The sequence below is a fragment of the Delftia sp. ASV31 genome (assembly GCF_016428765.1).
GTDB lineage: Bacteria > Pseudomonadota > Gammaproteobacteria > Burkholderiales > Burkholderiaceae_C > Comamonas > Comamonas acidovorans.
In genome coordinates, this window is record NZ_JAELTK010000098.1 from 1 (window position 1) to 19,398 (window position 19,398).

The following is a 19,398-nucleotide window of genomic DNA, read 5'->3' on the forward strand; positions in this document are numbered from 1 at the left end:
CTGCGTGAAGCCGAAGGCCTGCTGGCGCTCGAGCAGCGGCAGGCTGGCGGCCTCGGGGCCGGCATGGGTGTCACTGCCCACGCTGCCCAGCTTGATGCGCAGGTTCTCGATCCACTGCTTGTAGGGCTTGGTGTTGACGATGTTGGCCTTGAGCTCGTCGTCCTCGATCAGGCGGCCCTGCTCCAGGTCGATCAGCAGCATCTTGCCGGGCTGCAGGCGCCACTTGCGCACGATGGAGCTGTCGGGCACGGGCAGCACGCCGGCCTCGGACGCCAGGATGACCAGGTCGTCATCGGTGATCACGTAGCGCGAGGGGCGCAGGCCGTTGCGGTCCAGCGTGGCGCCGATCTGGCGGCCGTCGGTGAACACGATGGAGGCCGGGCCGTCCCAGGGCTCCATCATGGCGGCGTGGTATTCATAGAAGGCGCGGCGGCGCTCGTCCATGGACTCGTGCTGCTCCCAGGGCTCGGGAATCATCATCATCACGGCCTGGCTGATGGGGTAGCCGGCCATGGTCAGCAGTTCCAGGCAGTTGTCGAACGTTGCCGTGTCGGACTGGCCTGCGAAGCTGATGGGATAGAGCTTCTTGAGGTCCTCGGCCAGCACGGGCGAGGCCATCACGCCCTCGCGCGCCAGCATCCAGTTGTAGTTGCCGCGCACGGTGTTGATTTCACCGTTGTGGGCCACGTAGCGGTAGGGGTGGGCCAGCGGCCACTCGGGGAAGGTGTTGGTCGAGAAGCGCTGGTGCACCAGGCCGATGGCCGAGACGCAGCGCTCGTCGGACAGGTCGTTGTAGTACACGCCCACCTGGTCGGCCAGCAGCAGGCCCTTGTAGACCACGGTGCGGCTGCTCATGCTGGGAACGTAGTATTCCTTGCTGTGCTTGAGCTTGAGGTTCTGGATGGCGGCGCTGGCGGTCTTGCGGATCACGTACAGCTTGCGCTCCAGCGCGTCCTGCACGATCACGTCGGCGCCGCGGCCGATGAAGACCTGGCGCAGGATGGGTTCCTTTTCCTGGACCGTGGGCGACATGGGCATGTCGCGGTTCACGGGCACATCGCGCCAGCCCAGCAGGACCTGGCCTTCGGCCTTGATGGCGCGCTCCATCTCCTGCTCGCAGGCCAGGCGCGAGGCATGCTCCTTGGGCAGGAAGATCATGCCCACGCCATACTCGCCCGCGGGCGGCAGGGCCACGCCCTGCTTTGCCATCTCTTCGCGGTAGAGCTGGTCGGGAATCTGGATCAGAATGCCCGCGCCATCGCCCATGAGCTTGTCGGCGCCCACGGCGCCGCGATGGTCGATGTTTTCGAGGATCTTGAGCGCGCCGGTGACGATGTCATGGCGCTTGACGCCCTTGATATGTGCAACAAAGCCGAGGCCGCAGGCGTCGTGCTCGTTGCTCTTGGAGTACAGACCGTGGTCTTGGAGATGCTTGATCTCGGCAGCCGTCGTCATGGCGGAATCCTCAAATTTTTCGCAGGGAACGCAAGATTAAGGCAAGGCATCACCTCATGCAATAAATTTATATAAGGGTCAGATCCCAATTAATTCCAGAACAAAAAAATCGGAAATTAATAAGGGACATATTTATTTCACAAAGGCCTGCAGTGAGGAATCAAGCACTTGCAGGCCATCAGTGGGTACTAACGCACTGTTGTGGTGCGCTCATTGGTCCGTCCGGGCGGACGGCCGGCGCGCTGGCGGGTCACGCGGCGCTCGGTGCGCTGTTGTAAATCGGCAATGAATTGCTCATCGCCCAGCGCCCAACCCCGCAGCGCCGACTGGCTGATGCGCTCGGCGTCATCGATGCCAACCCCCTCTTCCACGGCTTCCACATAGGCCGCATCCCGCGCAAACGGGGTGTTGCCCAGTTCCCAGAACACGGCATGCGGCTGGATCAGCGCGTCGCTGCGCAGGCCGGCGTTGTGCGCGTAGCTGGACCAGGGCCAGTCGGCCGGCCGCTGGACCAGGCCAGCGCGCACGGGGCTGTCGTCCATGAAGACCATGGTGGGCAGCAGCCAGCTGGGCTGCAGCACCGTGCCGCGATAGCGGCCTTCCCACAGCGTGCCGCTGCGGCCGTGGCGGTCGTTGAAGTAGCGCACATAGCGCCGGCCCACGGCCTGCATGAACTTGGGCAGGCCATCGCCGGTGCGGGGCGTGGCCAGCAGGTGGAACTGGCTGGGCAGCAGCACGTAGGCATGCACGGCCAGCTCGCAGCTGCGCGCCATCTCGCGCAGCAGCCCCAGCATGGTTTCCCGGTCCTGGGCATCGATGAAGATGTCCCCGCCGTTGTTGCCGAGCTGGATGATGTGGTGCGGCAGATCCGCAAGAGTGAGTCGGGGCAGGCGAGCCATGGTGCGAGTGCGGGGCGTGGATCGGCAATTATGGAGCGCCGCGCCGCCCGCCGCCCTACAGGGAAAGCCGCGATGAGGCCCTGAGCAATTGGCTCACCAGCTGCGTGGCGGCCAGCAGCCGGGGCAGGAGTTGCCCGCGCATCATCTCGGCGCTGTTGCGGTTGGCCTGGCCGCTGATGTTGAGCGCGGCCACGGTGCGCCCGGCCGCGTTCTTCACGGGTGCCGCGATGGAGATCAGGCCTTCGGCCAGTTCCTGGTCCACCAGGGCCCAGCCCTGGGCGCGCACCTCCAGAATGCGCTGGCGAAGGCGGTCATCATCCTGCTCGGTCAGGGCCGTGAACTGCCGGCGCTCGCGCGCATCCAGCAGGGCCTGCAGGGATTCATCGCTCTCGCCGGCCAGCAGCACGCGCCCCATCGAGGTCCAGCAGGCCGGCAGGCGCGAGCCCACGCTGAGGTTGGTGCTCATGATCTTGTGGGTGTGCACGCGCAGCACATAGACGATGTCGCCCCCATCGAGCACGGCGGCCGAGCAGGACTCCTTGACCTCGTCGACCAGGTTTTCCATCACGGGCTCGGCCAGGTTCCAGACCGGGGTGGAGCTGAGGTAGGCAAAGCCCAGTTCCATGATGCGCGGCGTGAGCTGGAACAGCTTGCCGTCGCTCTTCACATAGCCCAGCGTCTGCAGCGTCAGCAGGATGCGCCGGGCGCCCGCGCGCGTGAGCCCCGTGCGCGCCGCCACCTCGCTGAGCGTCTGCGCAGGCGCCTCGGCGCTGAACGAGCGGATCACGCCCAGGCCGCGCGCAAAGGACTGCACATAGCTGTCGCCGGGGCGCGGCGTGCCGCCCTCTTCTTCGGCCCCACCTGTGGAAATTACGGAAGCAGCATTTTTTTCCATGGCTCTATAATTCTTTCTGCGAACTTTTGTTCTACATACGAACATTTTAGCGCAGCGCCAGCGGCCTGCATACCGGAGACAAGCAAGTGATCAACAAAATCACCGACACCATCGCCGAGGCGTTGTCGGGCGTCCAGGACGGCTCCACCGTGCTGATCGGGGGCTTCGGCACCTCGGGCAATCCCACCGAACTCATCGACGGCCTGATCGCCCAAGGCGCACGCGAGCTGACCGTGGTCAACAACAACGCGGGCAACGGAGACCAGGGCCTAGCCGCCCTGCTCAAGAGCGGCCAGGTGCGCAAGATCATCTGCAGCTTCCCCCGCCAGGTGGACAGCTGGGTGTTCGACGACCTGTACCGCAGCGGCAAGATCGAGCTGGAACTCGTGCCCCAGGGCAACCTGGCCGAGCGCCTGCGCGCCGCCGGCGCCGGCATCGGCGGCTTCTTCTGCCCCACGGCCTATGGCACGGAGCTGGCCAACGGCAAGGAAACGCGCGAGATCAACGGCAAGCACTATGTGCTGGAGCATCCCATCCACGGCGACGTGGCACTGGTCAAGGCCGAGAAGGGCGACCGCTGGGGCAACCTGACCTACCGCATGTCGGCCCGCAACTTCGGGCCCGTGATGGCCACGGCGGCCAAGCACACGATCGCCACCGTGCACGAGATCGTGGAGCTGGGCGCGCTGGACCCCGAGGCCGTGGTCACGCCCGGCATCTACGTGAGCCAGATCGTGAAGATCGACCGCGTGGCCACCCAGGCCGGCGGCTTCAAGAAAACCGCATGAGCGCCCCAACCGCCGAAAGCAAGAGCATGAGCAGCTACCAGAAACGCAGCAAGCAAGAGCTGGCCCGGCGCGTGGCCGAAGACATCTTCGACGGCGCCTATGTCAACCTGGGCATCGGCATGCCCACCCAGGTGGCCAACCACATCCCGGCCGGCCGCGAGGTCATCCTGCAAAGCGAGAACGGCATCCTGGGCATGGGCCCGTCGCCCGCCGAAGGCCAGGAGGACTATGACCTGACCAATGCCGGCAAGCAGCCCGTCACCCTGCTGCCGGGCGGCTGCTACTTCCACCATGCCGACAGCTTCGCCATGATGCGCGGCGGCCACCTTGACATCTGCGTGCTGGGCGCCTTCCAGGTCTCGGCCACGGGCGACCTGGCCAACTGGAGCACGGGCGAGGCCGGTGCCATTCCCGCCGTGGGCGGCGCCATGGACCTGGCCGTGGGTGCACGCCAGACCTGGGTGATGATGGACCTGCTGACCAAGACCGGCGAATGCAAGGTCGTCGAGGCCTGCAGCTATCCGCTCACGGGCCTGTCCTGCGTCAAGCGCATCTACACCGACCTGTGCACGCTGGAATGCACGCCCGAGGGCCTGCGCCTGATCGACACCGTGCCCGGCCTCTCGCACGCCGAGCTGCAGTCCATCGTGGGCCTGCCCATCAAGGACGCGACGGCCACGGCCTGATCCCTCAGCTCCCCACCCAGTGGGTGCGCTGCGGCGCACCCCGGCACCTCTTCATTCTTTTTCCAGGAGACACCATGAGCCAGTCCAACCAGGCCTTCATCTGCGACGCCATCCGCACCCCCTTCGGCCGCTACGGTGGCGCCCTGTCCCCGGTGCGTGCCGATGACCTCGGCGCCGTGCCGATCAAGGCGCTGATGGAGCGCAACCCCGGCGTGGACTGGACGGCCGTGGCCGACGTGCTCTACGGCTGCGCCAACCAGGCCGGCGAAGACAACCGCAACGTGGCACGCATGTCCGCCCTGCTGGCCGGCCTGCCCATCGATGTGCCAGGCGCCACCATCAACCGCCTGTGCGGCTCGGGCCTGGACGCCGTGGGCACGGCCGCGCGCGCCATCAAGGCGGGCGAGGCCCGCCTGATGATCGCGGGCGGCGTGGAAAGCATGAGCCGCGCGCCCTTCGTCATGCCCAAGGCCGAAAGCGCCTTCAGCCGCAGCAACGCCGTGTACGACACCACCATCGGCTGGCGCTTCGTCAACAAGCTGATGAAGCAGCAGTACGGCGTGGACTCCATGCCCGAGACGGCCGAGAACGTGGCCGACGACTTCAAGATCGAGCGCGAAGCCCAGGACCGCATGGCCCTGGCCAGCCAGCAAAAGGCCGCCGCCGCCATCGCGGCCGGCTACCTGGCCAAGGAAATCGTGTCCGTGTCCATTGCCCAGAAAAAGGGCGACGCCATCGTGGTGAGCCAGGACGAACATCCGCGCGCCACCACCATCGAGGCGCTGGCCAAGCTCAAGGGCGTGGTGCGCCCGGATGGCACGGTGACGGCCGGCAATGCCAGCGGCGTGAACGACGGCGCCTGCGCCCTGCTGCTGGCCAACGAGGAAGCCGCCCAGCAATACAACCTGGTGCCGCGCGCCCGCGTGGTCGGCATGGCCGTGGCCGGCGTGGCCCCGCGCATCATGGGCTTCGGCCCGGCGCCCGCCGTGCGCAAGGTGCTGGCCCTGACCGGCCTGACGCTGGAGCAGATGGACGTGATCGAGCTGAACGAAGCCTTCGCCGCGCAGGGCCTGGCCGTGCTGCGCGATCTGGGCATTGCCGACGACGACCGCCGCGTCAACCAATGGGGCGGCGCCATTGCGCTGGGCCATCCGCTGGGTGCCTCCGGCGCGCGCCTGGCCACCACCGCCGTGAACCAGTTGCACACGCTGGGCGGCCGCTACGCGCTGTGCACCATGTGCATCGGCGTGGGCCAGGGCATTGCCGTGATCCTGGAAAAGGTCTGAGACTGCGATGAGCACCGTGGATAACAAGACACCCGTCACCGTGGTCAGCGGCGCCAGCAACGGCATTGGCCGTGCCATCGCCGAGGCCCTGCTGGCCCAGGGCCGCGCCGTGGTCAACCTCGACTACGTGCTGCCCGAATGGAGCCACCCTCTGCTGGTGAGCTACCAGGCCGACCTGACTAGCGAGCAGGCCACCGCCGAGGCGGCGGCCCGCATTGCCGCCGCGCACAACGTGGTCGCCCTGGTCAACAACGCGGGCGCCACGCGCCCCGGCACCATCGACAACGCCAGTACCCAGCATCTCGACGACGTGGTGGGACTGCACCTGCGCGCGCCCATGCTGCTGGTGCAGGCCTTCCTGCCCACGCTGCGTGCCTGCGGCGAGGGCCGCATCGTGAACATGTCCTCGCGCGCCGCGCTGGGCAAGCCCGACCGCATCGTCTACTCGGCGACCAAGGCGGGCCTGATCGGCCTGACGCGCACCCTGGCCATGGAACTGGGCCGCGACCGCATCACGGTCAACGCCCTGGGCCCGGGCCCCATCGCCACCGAGCTATTCACCAAGAGCAACCCCGAAGGCGCGCCGCAGACCCAGCGCATCCTCAACAGCATTGCCGTGGGCCGCATGGGCACACCGGAGGACGTGGCCCGCGCCGCGCTGTTCTTCCTGTCGCCCGACAACGGCTTCGTCACCGGCCAGGTGCTCTACATCTGCGGCGGCACCACGCTGGGCGTGGCGCCCGTCTGACCGAACGTCTGAACGAACGTCGGACCGACCGTCTGACCGAACGCCTTCCCAGGCACAACACCCTTAAAGAAGAACCACTGGAAGCGCCCGCCTGCACAGGCGGGCGCCACACAGGGCCTTGCCCTGGCCAAGCCCGGCGTTGCCGGGCTGGGCCATCCACCTTATTGCCGAATCAGGAGACCTCTCGATGTCCGATCAAACCACTCACTTCACCCGCCGCCGTGGCCTGCAGGCGCTGGCCGCCGCATCCCTGACCGCGCTCGGCGCCCTGTCCGGCACCGCCGCCCTGGCCCAGGACGGCTTTCCCAGCAAGCCCATCACCATCCTCGTGCCCTTTGCCGCTGGCGGCACCACCGACATCCTGGCGCGCATCGTCGCCCAGGCGCTGCAGCAGGAACTGGGCCAGACCGTGATCGTGGACAACAAGCCCGGCGCTGGCGGCAACATCGGCGCCGTGGCCGCCGCGCGTGCGCCGGCCGACGGCTACACGCTGTTCATGGGCACCGTGGGCACGCATGCCATCAATGCCGCGCTCTACGCCAAGCCCGGCTTCGACCCCATCAAGGACTTCTCGCCCCTGACGCGCGTGGCCAACGTGCCCAACCTGCTGGTGGCCCACCCCAGCCAGCCGTTCAAGACCGTCAAGGAAATGATCGCCTACGCGCGCGCCAATCCCGGCAAGCTGAACTACGGCTCCTCGGGCAGCGGCAGCTCCATCCACCTGTCGGGCGAGCTGTTCCGCTCCATGACGGGCCTGGACATGGTGCACGTGCCCTACAAGGGCAGCGCCCCGGCCATCACCGACCTGCTGGGCAACCAGATCGCCATCATGTTCGACAACATGCCCTCGGCCATCCAGCATGTGCGCTCGGGCAAGCTGCGTCCCATCGCCGTGACCACGGCCAAGCGCTCGCCCGAACTGCCCGATGTGCCAACCGTGGCCGAAGCCGGCGTGCCCGGCTACGAGGCCACTTCGTGGTTCGGCCTCTGGACCCAGGCCAAGACGCCCGCCGCCGTGCAGCAGCGCCTGTACACGGCCATTGCCAAGGTGCTCAAGGACCCGGCCGTGGTCAAGAAGATCAACGACCAGGGCGGTGATGTCGTGATCGACACGCCGGCCGAATTCCTCGCCTACATCAAGGCCGAATCGACGAAGTGGAGCAAGGTCGTAAAAGACTCCGGAGCGCAAGTCTGACGTACCCCCTGAGCCGCTGCGCGGCTTCCCCCTGAAGGGGGACGGCGCCATCGCCGCGAGGCGGCTCTTGCTCGGCGCCCCTGGTGTCAGGCTGCGCCGGTTTCCAGCGCCATGCGTTTGAGCATTGAAATGGGGAATAAAAAAGAGCTGCCTTCGGGCAGCTCTTTTGCGTTGGGGGCTGGGGTTCAATCCAGCAAGTCGGAGTAATCACCCTTGTCGTAGCCTTCGATGGCCTTCCAGGGCTGGGCCAGCGGTGCGGGCAGCTTGGTGGCGGTGACGACGATGCGCTCGGTGCCGTGGGAGTCGCTGCGTTCCACGCGGCGGGCGAACTGGTTGGCCACGTCCCAGTCGATGACGGTGGTCTGCTCGCCTGCCGTGCCGCGGTAGCGCTGCACGCCGTTGTGCAGCTTGCCCACGCGCTCCATGCCTTGCAGCGCGGTGGGAGGCACGATCCAGTACACGTTGTCGAAGGAGCCGCCGTAGCCCACGTTGCCGTGGTGGGCCAGGTCCACGCTGATCACGCGGCGCAGCTTGGCCAGGATGACTTCCACGCCGACCTTGCCGTCATCGGCGCGGCGGATGGACAGGGGTGCGGCGCGGGCCTCGTCATGGGCGTGGCCGGCGTGTGGGCCGTGGGCATGGTCATGGCCGTGCTCCTGGCTCTGGCGCAGGGCGACGGGCATTTCGCGCTCTATCCACAGCTGGGCCTTGCGGCGATAGACGCGGTTGGTATAGACGCTGCTGCGCTGCACGCCGTCGCTGCCCACGCTCATGGCTTCGTAGGTGATGCGCAGGTCGGCCTCGGGCGTGGCCTGCACGGCGGCCGTGGTGCGGGCCACGGAATCAGCGGGGACTGCGGCCGTGGGTGCGGATGCCGCCGCCTTGGCCGGCTCGGCGGCCCATGCTGCGGAGACGGAACAGGCCAGCAGCGCGGCCGCGTAGATGTGGCGCGCCGCGCGCGGCGCCGGAAGGGAAAGCGTCATGGAATCCAGCCAATGCGAAAAAACCGGGGCCGGGCACACGCGTGTGCCACGGCTCCGGCCAGGGGTTGGCAAGCAGCCAACGAAGGAAGAAACAATTACAGGCCAGCGGCTTCGCGGACCTTGGAGAACACCTTGGTGTTGTCCATCGTGCCCTTGAAGATCTTGGCGCCCGCGCCGCCGGCGAACAGCATCACGTCGCCGCCGCCATGGGTCTCGGAACCCGGCGTGCCCAGGTTCAGGCCGACTTCCTGCAGGTAGTTGTCGTCCGTGGTGTCCAAGGACGTCACATCGTCGCGCGAGGCGCCACGCGTGGGCGCGATCCAGGGCTTGTTGCCATCTTCGGCATTGACCTGGCTGGAGGCCGTGGCGTTGGGACGTCCGCCGTTGCCGAAGGCCAGCGTGGTGTAGGGCTTGCCGTCCTGGGCCTTGGCCATCTGGCCGGTCTGGTAGTCCTGCACCTTGCCCAGGATCGGGTTGCCGATCTTGGAGTAGCCGTTGAACACCATGTTGTGGTCGTGATCGGCGGTGACCACGATCAGCGTGTTCTTCAGGCCCGGGTCCTTCTTTTCCATGTAGGCCATGGCGGTCTCGATGGCGCGGTCGAAGGCCAGCGTGTCTTCCAGCGCGCGCTTGGCATTGGTGCCGTGCAGTGCGTGGTCGATGCGGCCGCCTTCCACCATCAGGAAGAAGCCCTTGTCATTGCGGCTGAGCACGTCCAGCGCCTTGCCGGTCATGTCGGCCAGGCTGGGCTCATCCAGCTTTTGCTTGACGCGGTCCAGCTCGTAGGCCATTTCGCTTTGCGTGAACAGGCCCAGCAGCTTGGGGGCCTTGGTCGCGTCCAGGGCCGACAGCTCGCTGCCCTTGGCGACATAGGCGTAGCCCTTGGCCTTCATCATGTCCACGAGGTTGGCCGTGTCCGTGCGCTTGCTGCTGGGGTTGACCGACTTGGGCAGGTAGTTGCGCTGGCCGCCGCCCATGAGCACGTCGATGCCGTCGCCCAGCTTGGCGTTGTAGTTGGCATGGCCGGGCACGGACTGCTCGGCAATGCTGTTGTAGCCATTGCGGTTGCAGATGTGGGCGTAGGTGGCCGCAGGCGTCGCATGGCCCACGCGCGTGGTGGAGATGGCGCCCACGGCGCGGCCCTTGGCCTTGGACAGTTCCAGCAGGGTCTGCGCGGGCTGGCCGTTGCCGGCCGGGCAGGTGGTGTCCTCGCCGTTGATGTACTGCTGGCCGTTGGCCGCATAGGCCAGGGTCTCGGCCGACATGGAGATGACTTCGTTGTTCATCTTCACGCCGGTCATGTAGGCCGCCATCGAAGGCGCGCTGTCCGTGGTCTGGCCATCGCGCGAGAAGGTCTTGACGCGGCTGGCGTAAGGCAGGGACTGCATGGTCAGCGTGGCGCGCTCGCTGCTGGTCAGTGCCGTGGGATTGGCAGCCAGCTGCTTCTCGCCCTTGTAGATGCGCGCGGCGGTCACGGTGACCGGGCCCATGCCGTCGCCGAGGAAGAAGATGACGTTCTTGGCCTCGCCAGCCGCATGGGCGGCAGGTGCCAGCAGCGCCAGCGCGCCGGCCGCAGCCAGGGCGAGGGAGGTCTTTTGGAGGATCGGATGCATGTGGAATTCCTTGAGTGCCTTGATTGCAGCGTGCGGCATCACAAGCCGATGCTCTTCTTGATCAGCGTAAAGACGGTGGTGTTGTCGATCACGCCCGAGAACGTATCGGCACCCATGCCTTGCGCGCCCAGGAACACGTCGCCGCCGCCGTGGGTTTCGGAGGCCAGGGGCACCACGGCCTCCTGCAGGTAGTCGGGGCTTTCCAGCGACGCCGCGTCGATGGGACCCCGCGTGGCTAGGCGCTTGGGACCGTTGCCGAAGCCCAGGATGGTGTAGGGATTGCCATCCACATCCGTGGAGGCCTTGCCGTCCACGTAGTTCTTGACCAGGCCCAGCACGCCGGGCTTGCCGGCCTCGGTCTTGCCGGTGCGCGCGGAATAGCCATTCAGGTGTAGCGTGTGGTCATGGTCGGCGGTGACGACGATCAGCGTGTTCTTCAGGCCCGGATCGAGCTTGGCCATCTTGTCCAGCGCGGTCTGGATGGCGTTGTCGAAGGCCACCGTATCCTGCAGCGCGCGGCGCGCGTTGGTGGCGTGCAGCGCATGGTCGATGCGGCCGCCTTCCACCATCAGGAAGAAGCCCTTCTTCTTGGCCGACAGTGCGTCGATGGCCTTGCCGGTCATCTCGGCCAGGCTCGGTTCCTTGGTCGCATCGCGGTCCAGGTCATAGGCCATGTGGTCCTTGGTGAACAGGCCGGCGATCTTGCTGCCGTCCACGGGCAGCTTGTCGAACTCGCTCTTGTTGGCGGCGTAGCTGTACTTTTGCGTCTTGAACTCGGCGATCAGGTTGCGGCTGTCGTTGCGGCGGCCGCCGTCGGCCTTGGGCGTGAAGTAGTAGGAGCCGCCTCCCAGGATCACGTCCACGCCGTCACCGAGCTTGCTGTTGTAGCCGGAGCCGCCGGGCACCAGGGCCGCGGCGATGGTGTTCTCCGCATCGCGGTGGCAGACGTGCGAGTAGGTGGTTGCCGGCGTGGCATGCGTGATGCGCGCGGTGGAGACCACGCCCGTGCCGTAGCCGGCGGACTTCATCTGCTCGAGCAGCGTGGGAACGGCCTGGCCGTTGCCGCTGGGGCAGGTGCTGTCGTAGTTGGTGTGATAGGCCTTGCCCGCAGCGTCCGTGGCCTTGGTGTCGGGCGTCATGGAGATGACTTCGTTGTTCATCTTCACGCCGGTCATGTAGGCGGCCATCGAGGGCGCGCTGTCCGTCACCTGGGCGTCGTTCGAGAAGGTGTGGACGAAGGCCGTCTCGGGCAGCTTGTCCATGGTCAGCTCACCGTCTTCTCCCACGCTGTAGATGCGCGCGGCGGTCATGGTGGTGATGCCCATGCCATCGCCCAGGAAGAACAGCACGTTCTTGGTCGGAGCGGCTGCGGACGAACCGTCGCTGCCGCCACAGGCGCTCAACAGCAGCGAGGCACCAGCCAGCGCGCTGCACAACATCTTCAATTTCATGCGGATATCCCTCTGTAGGCAGGGGACCCCGCAGCACGGCCGCGCCCTCCCCCTGTTGATTGACCCGTGCACTGTAGGAGCGGCCTGTGACGAGCCCGTGACAGCAGGGCAGCAGCGGCAGGCGTATCGTTGTGGGGATGCGCTGCCAGCCGGGGAGCACCCAGCCACCCCAGCGACTGAACAAGGAACCCCATGGACCAGAAAGCCCAAGCCCCGATCGCCTCGCACGCCACGGATGCGCCGCCCAAGCCGGTGCTCGACTACCCGTTCGAGGCGCCACCGCAGCGCGGGCAGACGCTGGAGGTCGCACCCGGCGTGCTCTGGATACGCATGCCCCTGCCCTATGCGCTGGATCACATCAATCTCTGGGCCATCGATGACGGCCAGGGCTGGGCCATCGTCGATACCGGTGCGCGCACCGACGAAGGCGTGGCCACCTGGCGCGCGCTGTTCTCCCAATCCACCGACGGCCGCTCGCTGACGCGCGTGCTGGTCACCCACATGCACCCCGACCATGTGGGCCTGGCCGGCTGGCTGACGCGCAAGTTCCATGTGCCGCTGTACATGACGCGCCTGGAGTACCTCAACTGCCGCGTCGTGGTCTCGGACTGCAGCCGCGAGGCGCCGCCCGACGCCATCGCCTTCTACCGCCGCGCAGGCTGGAGTGACAGCGCGCTGGAGTCCTACCGCGCCCGCTTCGGCAACTTCGGCAAGCACATCCACGCCCTGCCCGACAGCTACCGCCGCCTGCACGACGGCGAGGAACTGCGCATAGGAAAGCACCTGTGGCGCGTGGTGGTCGGCAGCGGCCACTCGCCCGAGCACGCCAGCCTCTACTGCCCCGATCTCAAGCTGTTGATCTCGGGCGACCAGGTGCTGCCGCGCATCTCGTCCAACGTCTCGGTCCATGCCATGGAGCCAGACGCCAACCCCATGGCCGACTGGATGGATTCTCTGGAAAAGGTCAGGCGCGAAGTGCCCGACGATGTGCTCGTCCTGCCCGCGCATGGCGATTGCTTTCGCGGCTTGCATGCACGGATCGATTCGCTGGCCGCAGGCCAGGAGCGCGCCAACGCCCGCTTGCTGGCCGCACTGGCCGAACCGCGTCGCGCCGTCGATGTCTTCGGCGCCCTGTTCTCACGCCCCATCAGCGAATCCAGCCCCGCCCTGCTGGGCATGGCCACGGGCGAAAGCCTGGCCTGCCTCAACCACCTGATGCATGCAGGGCAGGTGGAGCGCAGCATCGATGCCGATGGCATCGCCTGGTACCACGCCGTGGCGGGGGCCTGAGACTGCTGCAGGCAGCCGGCTCAGGCTGCCTGCAGCAGCGGATAGCGTTGTGCCATCGCATCCTGCAGGCCGAACTCCGCCAGGATGGCGCGCATGCGCTCGACCGCACTGCGCTTTTTCTGCCCCGTGTAGCGCGCAATGATCAGCTCGTTCTTCATGCTGTGCTCCCAGCCCACCAGCTCGGTCACGGTGACCTGGTAGCCACAGGCCTCCAGGTACAGGCAGCGCAGCACGTTGGTGAGCTGGCTGCCCATTTCGCGCGTATGTATGGGATGGCGCCACAGTTCTGCCAGCGGCGTGCGCGTCAGGCTCAGCGCCTTGGTCTGGCGCAGGCAGGCAGCGACCTCGGCCTGGCAGCAGGGCACCAGCACCATGGCCTTGGCCTTTTTCTCCAGGCCGAAGGCGATGGCATCGTCGGTGGCGGTGTCGCAGGCGTGCAGGGCCGTGACCACGTCGAATTGCGCAGGCATGAAGTCGGCATGCGTGGATTCGGCCACCGACATGTTCAGGAAGCCCATGCGGTCGAAGCCCAGCTCGGCGGCCAGCTTCTGTGAGGCTTCCACCAGCGGCGCGCGCGTTTCTATGCCGTAGATATGGCCGCGCCCCAGCGGCTTGAAATACAGGTCGTAGAGTATGAAGCCCAGGTAGGACTTGCCGGCACCGTGGTCGGCCAGGGTGACCGCATGGTCGTCGGCCGACAGTTCTTCGAGGATGGGAGCGATGAACTGGTACAGGTGGTAGACCTGCTTGAGCTTGCGCCGCGAGTCCTGGTTGATCTTGCCTTCGCGCGTGAGGATGTGCAGCGCCTTGAGCAGTTCGATGGACTGGCCGGGCTTGAGGCCCAGCTGCTCGGTCACATCCTGCTCGGGTTTCGCCGCAGGCTTGCCTTGGCGCGCCTTCATTCGGCTGCGCCCGGCTTGGCTGCATGCGCCACGGGGCAGCGCGCGCCCACGCCCATGTCCAGCCAGCCTTCGATGCCGATCTTCTCCAGCGTCTCCATGTTGCGCTCGTAGATGGACTCCGCCTCGGGGAACGCTTCGACCGCCTTGTCTATGCTGTCCTCGCGCAGCAGGTGCAGCGTGGGATAGGGCGAGCGGTTGGTGCAGTTGGTGACGTCGTCGGCTTCGGTGCCCTCGAACTGGAACTGCGGATGGAACGAGGCCACCTGCAGGATGCCGCCCAGGTCCAGTTCCTCGACCATGGCGTCGGCCACTTCGAGGAAGTCGTTGAAGTCCAGGAACTCCTGCAGCGCATGGGGCAGGATCAGCAGCGTGGTGTCGCGCTTCTCGGGCGAGGCCTCGGCCAGCGCCTCCAGCTCGCGGTGCAGATCCGCCGCCACGCCCTCGGCGTCGGTGGCTTGGCTGACCGTGTAGTGGATCTGGCCCTTGATGTGCACGCCCTTGGCGAAAGGGCACAGGTTCAGGCCGATCACGGCCTTTTCGAGCCAGTGCACCGTATCCTCGATCACGGTGACAGGCGGAAACTCGGCCGCGCGAATCTCGTGGTTGGTATCGGTCATGGCTGTGCCCTTCAAAAATGCGAACGGGGGCACTGCGCCCCCAGACATTGCGAAACCGTCCAGGAACCCTTCCCTGCCCTGTCACGCAGGGTCCGCATTCTAGCCGCGCCGCCCGGGCGATGCCGGTGCTCGGATTTCTCAGCCCAGCACGCGCAGGCCTGTCAGCAGCTCATGCTCCCGGGCCGCGTAGCGATCCGTCATCCCGGCGATGAAGTCGGCCACCACCCGCGCACGCGCCGAGACGTCCTCGGCCAGCATGGCCCGCTGCACGAAACGCGGCTTCATGCGATCGGGCTCCACCATGTAGGCCGCAAACAGCTCGGCCACCACCTGCTGCGCGCCGTCCATGGTCTTCATCACCTGTTCATGGCGATAGAGATTGCGGAACAGGAACTGCTTGAGCTGCAGCGACTGCTGCCTCATGGTATCGCTGAAGCCCACCAGGGGGCCAGCCTGTGCGCGCACCTCATCGACCGAACAGGGCCGCGCCTGAGCAATGCGTTGCTGCGTGGCGGCGATCACGTCATAGACCTGGTCGCTGAGCATGCGGCGGATGCTTTCGTACAGCAGGCGCCGCTCGGCCAGGGGCATGCCCAGTTGGGGATGCTCGGCCAGCGTTGCATCGTGATAGCGCGCGAATAAGGGAACGGCCTCGCACAGCTGGGCCATGGTGATCAGGCCGGAGCGCACGCCATCGTCCACGTCATGGGCGTTGTAGGCAATGGCATCGGCCAGATTGCACAGCTGGGCCTCCAGCGAAGGCTGCCGGCCCAGCAAAAAGCGCTGGGCCACACCACCGGGCTCCAGCGCCTCCAGATGCTCAGCATTGGTGCGCGAGCAATGCTTGAGAATGCCCTCGCGCGTCTCGAAGCTCAGGTTCAGGCCGTCAAAGGCCGGATAGCGCTCCTCCAGCCGATCCACCACGCGCAGGCTTTGCAGGTTGTGCTCGAAGCCGCCGTGCGGCTGCATGCAGGCATTGAGCGCATCCTGGCCCGCATGGCCGAAGGGGGTGTGGCCCAGGTCGTGGGCCAGGCAGATGGCTTCGACCAGATCCTCGTCCAGTTGCAGCGACCGGGCCACCGAGCGGCCCAGCTGGGCGACTTCCAGCGAGTGCGTCAGCCGTGTGCGGAACAGGTCGCCTTCATGGTTGACGAAGACCTGGGTCTTGTAGACCAGCCGCCGGAAGGCCGAGGAATGCACGATGCGGTCCCGGTCGCGCTGGAAGTCGCTGCGCGTGGGCGCAGGCGCCTCCGGGAAACGCCGCCCCCGGCTGACCGCCGGGTTGCAGGCATAGGGGGCCAGGGCCTGTTTCTGCATTCGATCGCCTCATCATGCTGACGAGGCCACTCTAGCAGTTCCTGCTTGCCCCCTGCGCTGCGGATCAGGCGCAGCAGGCGTTGATGACCTCGCGCACCAGCGCGTCGGGCGCCGAGCGCGTGACGGCCTTTCCCGGCCCGTCGATGAGAACGAAGCGGATCTCGCCCGCCTCGGACTTCTTGTCCACGCGCATCAGCTCCAGATAGCGCCCGGCATTGTCGGCTTCGTCCAGGACGGCGCCACGCACGGGCAGGCCCGCACGCGCGATCAGCACACGCAACCTCTGCACGAAGGCAGCATCCACCAGGCCAAGGCGCTGCGACAGCTCGGCCGCCATGACCATGCCGGCGCCCACGCCTTCGCCGTGCAGCCAGTTGCCGTAGCCCATGCCGGCCTCGATCGCATGCCCGAAGGTGTGGCCGAAATTGAGAATGGCGCGCAATCCTGCCTCTTTCTCGTCCTGCCCCACGACCCAGGCCTTGATCTCCACGCTGCGCTTGATGGCATGTGCCAGCGCAGTGCGGTCACGGGCAAGCAAGGCATCCATGTTCTCTTCCAGCCAGGCCAGGAAGTCCATGTCGGCGATCGGCCCGTACTTGATGACCTCGGCCAGGCCGGCGCTCAGTTCGCGCACGGGCAGCGTGTCCAGCGAGGCCAGGTCGCAAACCACCAGCTGCGGCTGGTAGAAGGCGCCGATCATGTTCTTGCCCAGCGGATGGTTGATGGCGGTCTTGCCACCCACCGACGAATCCACCTGGGACAGCAGCGTGGTGGGCACCTGCACGAACGGCACGCCGCGCATGTAGCTGGCAGCGGCAAAGCCGGTCATGTCGCCGATGACGCCGCCGCCCAGCGCGAACAGCACGGTCTTGCGGTCGCAGCCGCCGGACAGCAGGTCGTCAAAGATCAGGTTCAGCGTCTGCCAGTCCTTGTGGGCCTCGCCATCGGGCAGCACCACGGTACGTACGCTGCGGTAGCGTTGTTCCAGCACGCGGCGCAGTGCGGGCTCATAGAGCGGCGCGACCACATCATTGCTGACGATCACGGCCTGGGCCGCAGAAGGCAGGGCGGCATAAGTCGCGGCCTGGTCCAGCAGACCGGTGCCAATGGTGATCGGATAGGAACGGTCACCCAGGTCGATGGTCACGACCTGGGCGGCAGGCAAGGAGGAAGCGGTGGGCAAGATGGTGTCGCTCCAAGGCAGAAAGAGTGAAAGGAATTGCGCGACACGGCAGCGCGCCCGGCAACCGCCGATCTTAAAGAAAAAGGCCCCGGCAAGTGCCGAGGCCTTTGGTGTTCCAGCGGGCTGCCGCTCAGGCCAGTTCCGCCTGCATGCGTATGCGCTGGGCGGCCTGCGCCACAGACAGGCCGGATGTCTGGATCACGAAGTGAGCCGTCTCCAGATAAAGCGGCTCGCGTTGCAGCAGCAACTCCCGCAGGCGCAGCGCCGGGTCTTCCACCTGCAGCAAGGGCCGCGTCACATCGTTGCGCAGCCGCGCGGCGATGGCCTCTGGCGTGCAATCCAGATAGAAGACCTGGGTGCGCGCATGCAGATGGCGTCGGTTTTGCTCGCGCAGCACCACACCGCCGCCCGTGGACAGCAGCAGGCTGGATGTGGAGGCCGACAGCTCATCAATGACCTGCGACTCCATGTCTCGAAAAGCCTGCTCGCCCTCGCGCTCGAAAAACTCCCGGATGCTGCAGCCTATGCGCTGCTCGACCACATGATCCGCATCCACAAAACGCATCGACCACAGGCGCGCCAGCTGGCGCCCTATGGTCGATTTGCCGGAGCCGGGCAGGCCGATCAGGGCCACCCGGGTTACCAAGCCTGAAACATCCATTTGCTGTTACCGCACGGGCCATGGGAAAACAAAATTATCTCCCATGGCCGCGAACGGCATCGCCTTTACGGCGTCGTGGCTGCCGGCTTGGCCACCGTAATGGCCACATTCCTTGTAATCACCGTGTTGTCGGCATCCGTGACGCGCACGATCATGTTGAAGGTGCCATCCGCTGTCGGAGTACCCGACAAGATGCCGTCGCTGGACAACGCCAGCCCTTCGGGAGTGCCGCCCAGACTCACCCACGTGTAGGGAGCGGTACCGCCGGTTGCCGACAGTGCATACGCCAGGGCCACACCACGTACGCCAGAGATGGTCGGTGCAGTGAAGGCCAGAGGTGCCTGGGCCGCAATGGTCACGGTCACGGTCTTGTCGACCACGGTGCCCTGTGTGTCCTGCACACGTACCAGCATGTTGAAGGTTCCGACCACCGTCGGCGTACCGGAAAGCACGCCGTCGCTGCTCAAGCGCATACCGTCTGGAACACCACCCAGTGTCGACCAGCGATAAGGAGGAATGCCGCCTGTTGCTGCAAAGCCGTACACCAGAGGCTGGTCCTTGACACCCGTGATGCTCAAGCCATCAGGCAGGGCCAGAGGCGTCTTGGCGATCTCGTGATAGACACCCACAACGGTATAGGCCCTGATGGGATCCTGAATGCCATTGCTGACATCATTGTCCCGGCGGTCCACGGTCGTTTCCAGCACGATGGCGCCACTATCGGGGCCACTGGAAAGCGACAGCTGTGCAATGCCGTTGAGCGAATTGACTTGCAACGAAGAGCCAGCCTTGGATCCAGAGATCAGGCGCGCACCTTCATAAGCCGAGCTGGGCAAAATCCGAACCTGCACATTGGGACTGGTACCAGTGACCGGCTGATTGCGGTCGTCGACCACCTTCACTTCCAGTGCGACGTTGTTTCGCAGATTGGAGAGGTTGTCGCGGGAGCCCAGATAGCCAGGCGTCTGGGTAACGGCCAGCGTGCTGGCGGGAATTCCCTGCGCTGCACCGCCGATATTGACACTGGCAACAGCGCTCACCTGACGCTTATCGCGAGGATCAGTTACCGTGCAGGTCACACTCGCCACACCGGCTTTGTCTATGGCGTGCAAATGGAAAGTGGCACTACCAGAATTTGAGCCCAACACAATGGAACGGCTGGCCGATATGTTTCCTTTATCGTCCTTTTTATCCGTTCCGTCCAGATAATACAGGACTGCCGAATCAAGGCCTGCAGTCATCGCACATTGAAAAATACCATCTCCACCAGGAATAGGCATGTTCCCTTGTCGAGCCTCAACATACATCGTTGTTGTATATGCCGCATTCGCACCAATGTCAGGACCAGTATTTCCCCTGTCTCTTATACACATCTAAAAGGGGGGGGGGGGGGGGGGGGGGGGGGGGGGGGGGGGGGGGGGGGGGGGGG

Annotated in this window: 17 protein-coding genes and 1 pseudogene; 6 read left to right on the plus strand and 12 right to left on the minus strand. The window is 66.0% G+C overall.

The features are described from left to right. The 3 genes and pseudogenes from JHD82_RS25025 to JHD82_RS25035 form a co-directional block, all read right to left on the minus strand. Positions 1-1,455: pseudogene (locus tag JHD82_RS25025) on the minus strand (glutamate synthase subunit alpha); the annotation flags it as partial. A gap of 188 nt (positions 1,456-1,643) precedes the next feature. Continuing rightward, positions 1,644-2,354, minus strand: a complete 711-nt coding sequence (locus tag JHD82_RS25030) for a transposase (protein WP_199139376.1) — start codon at positions 2,352-2,354, stop codon at positions 1,644-1,646. 55 nt (positions 2,355-2,409) lie between these two features. Then, positions 2,410-3,249, minus strand: a complete 840-nt coding sequence (locus tag JHD82_RS25035) for an IclR family transcriptional regulator C-terminal domain-containing protein (RefSeq protein ID WP_199139378.1) — start codon at positions 3,247-3,249, stop codon at positions 2,410-2,412. 86 nt (positions 3,250-3,335) lie between these two features. On the opposite strand from JHD82_RS25035, the gene JHD82_RS25040 reads away from it, so the two are divergent. From JHD82_RS25040 to JHD82_RS25060, 5 genes are all read left to right on the plus strand, one after another. Next, positions 3,336-4,037 (plus strand): 3-oxoacid CoA-transferase subunit A, encoded by a 702-nt coding sequence (locus tag JHD82_RS25040; RefSeq protein ID WP_012207359.1) that lies wholly within the window; start codon positions 3,336-3,338, stop codon positions 4,035-4,037. A 26-nt stretch (positions 4,038-4,063) separates the two neighbouring features. Continuing rightward, positions 4,064-4,723, plus strand: coding sequence for a 3-oxoacid CoA-transferase subunit B (locus tag JHD82_RS25045; protein WP_199139390.1), 660 nt, complete (start codon positions 4,064-4,066; stop codon positions 4,721-4,723). Positions 4,724-4,797: 74 nt separating this feature from the next. After that, positions 4,798-6,009 carry a 3-oxoadipyl-CoA thiolase gene (gene pcaF, locus JHD82_RS25050; protein ID WP_013800774.1) on the plus strand — a complete coding sequence of 404 codons (1,212 nt, stop codon included), beginning with the start codon at positions 4,798-4,800 and terminating at the stop codon, positions 6,007-6,009. A gap of 7 nt (positions 6,010-6,016) precedes the next feature. Next, complete coding sequence (locus tag JHD82_RS25055; protein WP_012207362.1) at positions 6,017-6,757, plus strand: SDR family NAD(P)-dependent oxidoreductase; 741 nt, start codon at positions 6,017-6,019, stop codon at positions 6,755-6,757. A 187-nt stretch (positions 6,758-6,944) separates the two neighbouring features. Further along, on the plus strand, positions 6,945-7,952 hold the full coding sequence (locus JHD82_RS25060) for a tripartite tricarboxylate transporter substrate binding protein (RefSeq protein WP_012207363.1): 1,008 nt from the start codon (positions 6,945-6,947) through the stop codon (positions 7,950-7,952). Positions 7,953-8,137: 185 nt separating this feature from the next. Here JHD82_RS25060 and JHD82_RS25065 read toward each other — a convergent pair whose 3' ends face one another. The 3 genes from JHD82_RS25065 to JHD82_RS25075 form a co-directional block, all read right to left on the minus strand. Continuing rightward, positions 8,138-8,935 (minus strand): hypothetical protein, encoded by a 798-nt coding sequence (locus JHD82_RS25065; protein ID WP_199139380.1) that lies wholly within the window; start codon positions 8,933-8,935, stop codon positions 8,138-8,140. Positions 8,936-9,030: 95 nt separating this feature from the next. Beyond that, positions 9,031-10,548: an alkaline phosphatase gene (locus JHD82_RS25070; protein ID WP_199139382.1), complete on the minus strand. Its 1,518-nt coding sequence runs from the start codon at positions 10,546-10,548 to the stop codon at positions 9,031-9,033. Positions 10,549-10,586: 38 nt separating this feature from the next. Next, a complete protein-coding gene (locus JHD82_RS25075; RefSeq protein ID WP_199139384.1) occupies positions 10,587-11,999 on the minus strand; it encodes an alkaline phosphatase in 1,413 nt (470 codons plus the stop codon). A 192-nt stretch (positions 12,000-12,191) separates the two neighbouring features. Here JHD82_RS25075 and JHD82_RS25080 point away from each other — a divergent pair, with 192 nt between their 5' ends. Continuing rightward, the gene (locus JHD82_RS25080; protein ID WP_016450981.1) at positions 12,192-13,289 is read left to right on the plus strand and encodes an MBL fold metallo-hydrolase; all 1,098 of its coding nucleotides are present in this window, start codon (positions 12,192-12,194) and stop codon (positions 13,287-13,289) included. 20 nt (positions 13,290-13,309) lie between these two features. Here JHD82_RS25080 and JHD82_RS25085 read toward each other — a convergent pair whose 3' ends face one another. The 6 genes from JHD82_RS25085 to JHD82_RS25110 form a co-directional block, all read right to left on the minus strand. Next, complete coding sequence (locus JHD82_RS25085) at positions 13,310-14,191, minus strand: SAM-dependent methyltransferase (RefSeq protein ID WP_096913954.1); 882 nt, start codon at positions 14,189-14,191, stop codon at positions 13,310-13,312. Continuing rightward, positions 14,188-14,808, minus strand: coding sequence for a DUF1415 domain-containing protein (locus JHD82_RS25090; RefSeq protein ID WP_012207370.1), 621 nt, complete (start codon positions 14,806-14,808; stop codon positions 14,188-14,190). Before JHD82_RS25090 ends, JHD82_RS25085 begins: the two co-directional genes overlap by 4 nt. A gap of 138 nt (positions 14,809-14,946) precedes the next feature. Then, complete coding sequence (locus JHD82_RS25095) at positions 14,947-16,125, minus strand: deoxyguanosinetriphosphate triphosphohydrolase (protein WP_199139386.1); 1,179 nt, start codon at positions 16,123-16,125, stop codon at positions 14,947-14,949. 64 nt (positions 16,126-16,189) lie between these two features. Next, positions 16,190-17,308: a 3-dehydroquinate synthase gene (gene aroB, locus JHD82_RS25100; RefSeq protein WP_199139388.1), complete on the minus strand. Its 1,119-nt coding sequence runs from the start codon at positions 17,306-17,308 to the stop codon at positions 16,190-16,192. 130 nt (positions 17,309-17,438) lie between these two features. Continuing rightward, complete coding sequence (locus JHD82_RS25105; RefSeq protein WP_013800765.1) at positions 17,439-17,969, minus strand: shikimate kinase; 531 nt, start codon at positions 17,967-17,969, stop codon at positions 17,439-17,441. Positions 17,970-18,034: 65 nt separating this feature from the next. Further along, the gene (locus JHD82_RS25110) at positions 18,035-19,249 is read right to left on the minus strand and encodes an Ig domain-containing protein (protein WP_233174882.1); all 1,215 of its coding nucleotides are present in this window, start codon (positions 19,247-19,249) and stop codon (positions 18,035-18,037) included. Positions 19,250-19,398: the final 149 nt, after the last annotated feature.

Excerpts from the sequence above, each read along its gene's own strand:
- JHD82_RS25030 (WP_199139376.1), bottom strand. The coding sequence starts at position 2,354 with ATGGCTCGCCTGCCCCGACTCACTCTTGCGGATCTGCCGCACCACATC.
- JHD82_RS25035 (WP_199139378.1), bottom strand. The coding sequence starts at position 3,249 with ATGGAAAAAAATGCTGCTTCCGTAATTTCCACAGGTGGGGCCGAAGAA.
- JHD82_RS25045 (WP_199139390.1), top strand. The coding sequence starts at position 4,064 with ATGAGCAGCTACCAGAAACGCAGCAAGCAAGAGCTGGCCCGGCGCGTG.
- pcaF (WP_013800774.1), top strand. The coding sequence starts at position 4,798 with ATGAGCCAGTCCAACCAGGCCTTCATCTGCGACGCCATCCGCACCCCC.
- JHD82_RS25055 (WP_012207362.1), top strand. The coding sequence starts at position 6,017 with ATGAGCACCGTGGATAACAAGACACCCGTCACCGTGGTCAGCGGCGCC.
- JHD82_RS25060 (WP_012207363.1), top strand. The coding sequence starts at position 6,945 with ATGTCCGATCAAACCACTCACTTCACCCGCCGCCGTGGCCTGCAGGCG.
- JHD82_RS25065 (WP_199139380.1), bottom strand. The coding sequence starts at position 8,935 with ATGACGCTTTCCCTTCCGGCGCCGCGCGCGGCGCGCCACATCTACGCG.
- JHD82_RS25070 (WP_199139382.1), bottom strand. The coding sequence starts at position 10,548 with ATGCATCCGATCCTCCAAAAGACCTCCCTCGCCCTGGCTGCGGCCGGC.
- JHD82_RS25075 (WP_199139384.1), bottom strand. The coding sequence starts at position 11,999 with ATGAAATTGAAGATGTTGTGCAGCGCGCTGGCTGGTGCCTCGCTGCTG.
- JHD82_RS25080 (WP_016450981.1), top strand. The coding sequence starts at position 12,192 with ATGGACCAGAAAGCCCAAGCCCCGATCGCCTCGCACGCCACGGATGCG.
- JHD82_RS25085 (WP_096913954.1), bottom strand. The coding sequence starts at position 14,191 with ATGAAGGCGCGCCAAGGCAAGCCTGCGGCGAAACCCGAGCAGGATGTG.
- JHD82_RS25090 (WP_012207370.1), bottom strand. The coding sequence starts at position 14,808 with ATGACCGATACCAACCACGAGATTCGCGCGGCCGAGTTTCCGCCTGTC.
- JHD82_RS25095 (WP_199139386.1), bottom strand. The coding sequence starts at position 16,125 with ATGCAGAAACAGGCCCTGGCCCCCTATGCCTGCAACCCGGCGGTCAGC.
- JHD82_RS25105 (WP_013800765.1), bottom strand. The coding sequence starts at position 17,969 with ATGGATGTTTCAGGCTTGGTAACCCGGGTGGCCCTGATCGGCCTGCCC.
- JHD82_RS25110 (WP_233174882.1), bottom strand. The coding sequence starts at position 19,249 with ATGCCTATTCCTGGTGGAGATGGTATTTTTCAATGTGCGATGACTGCA.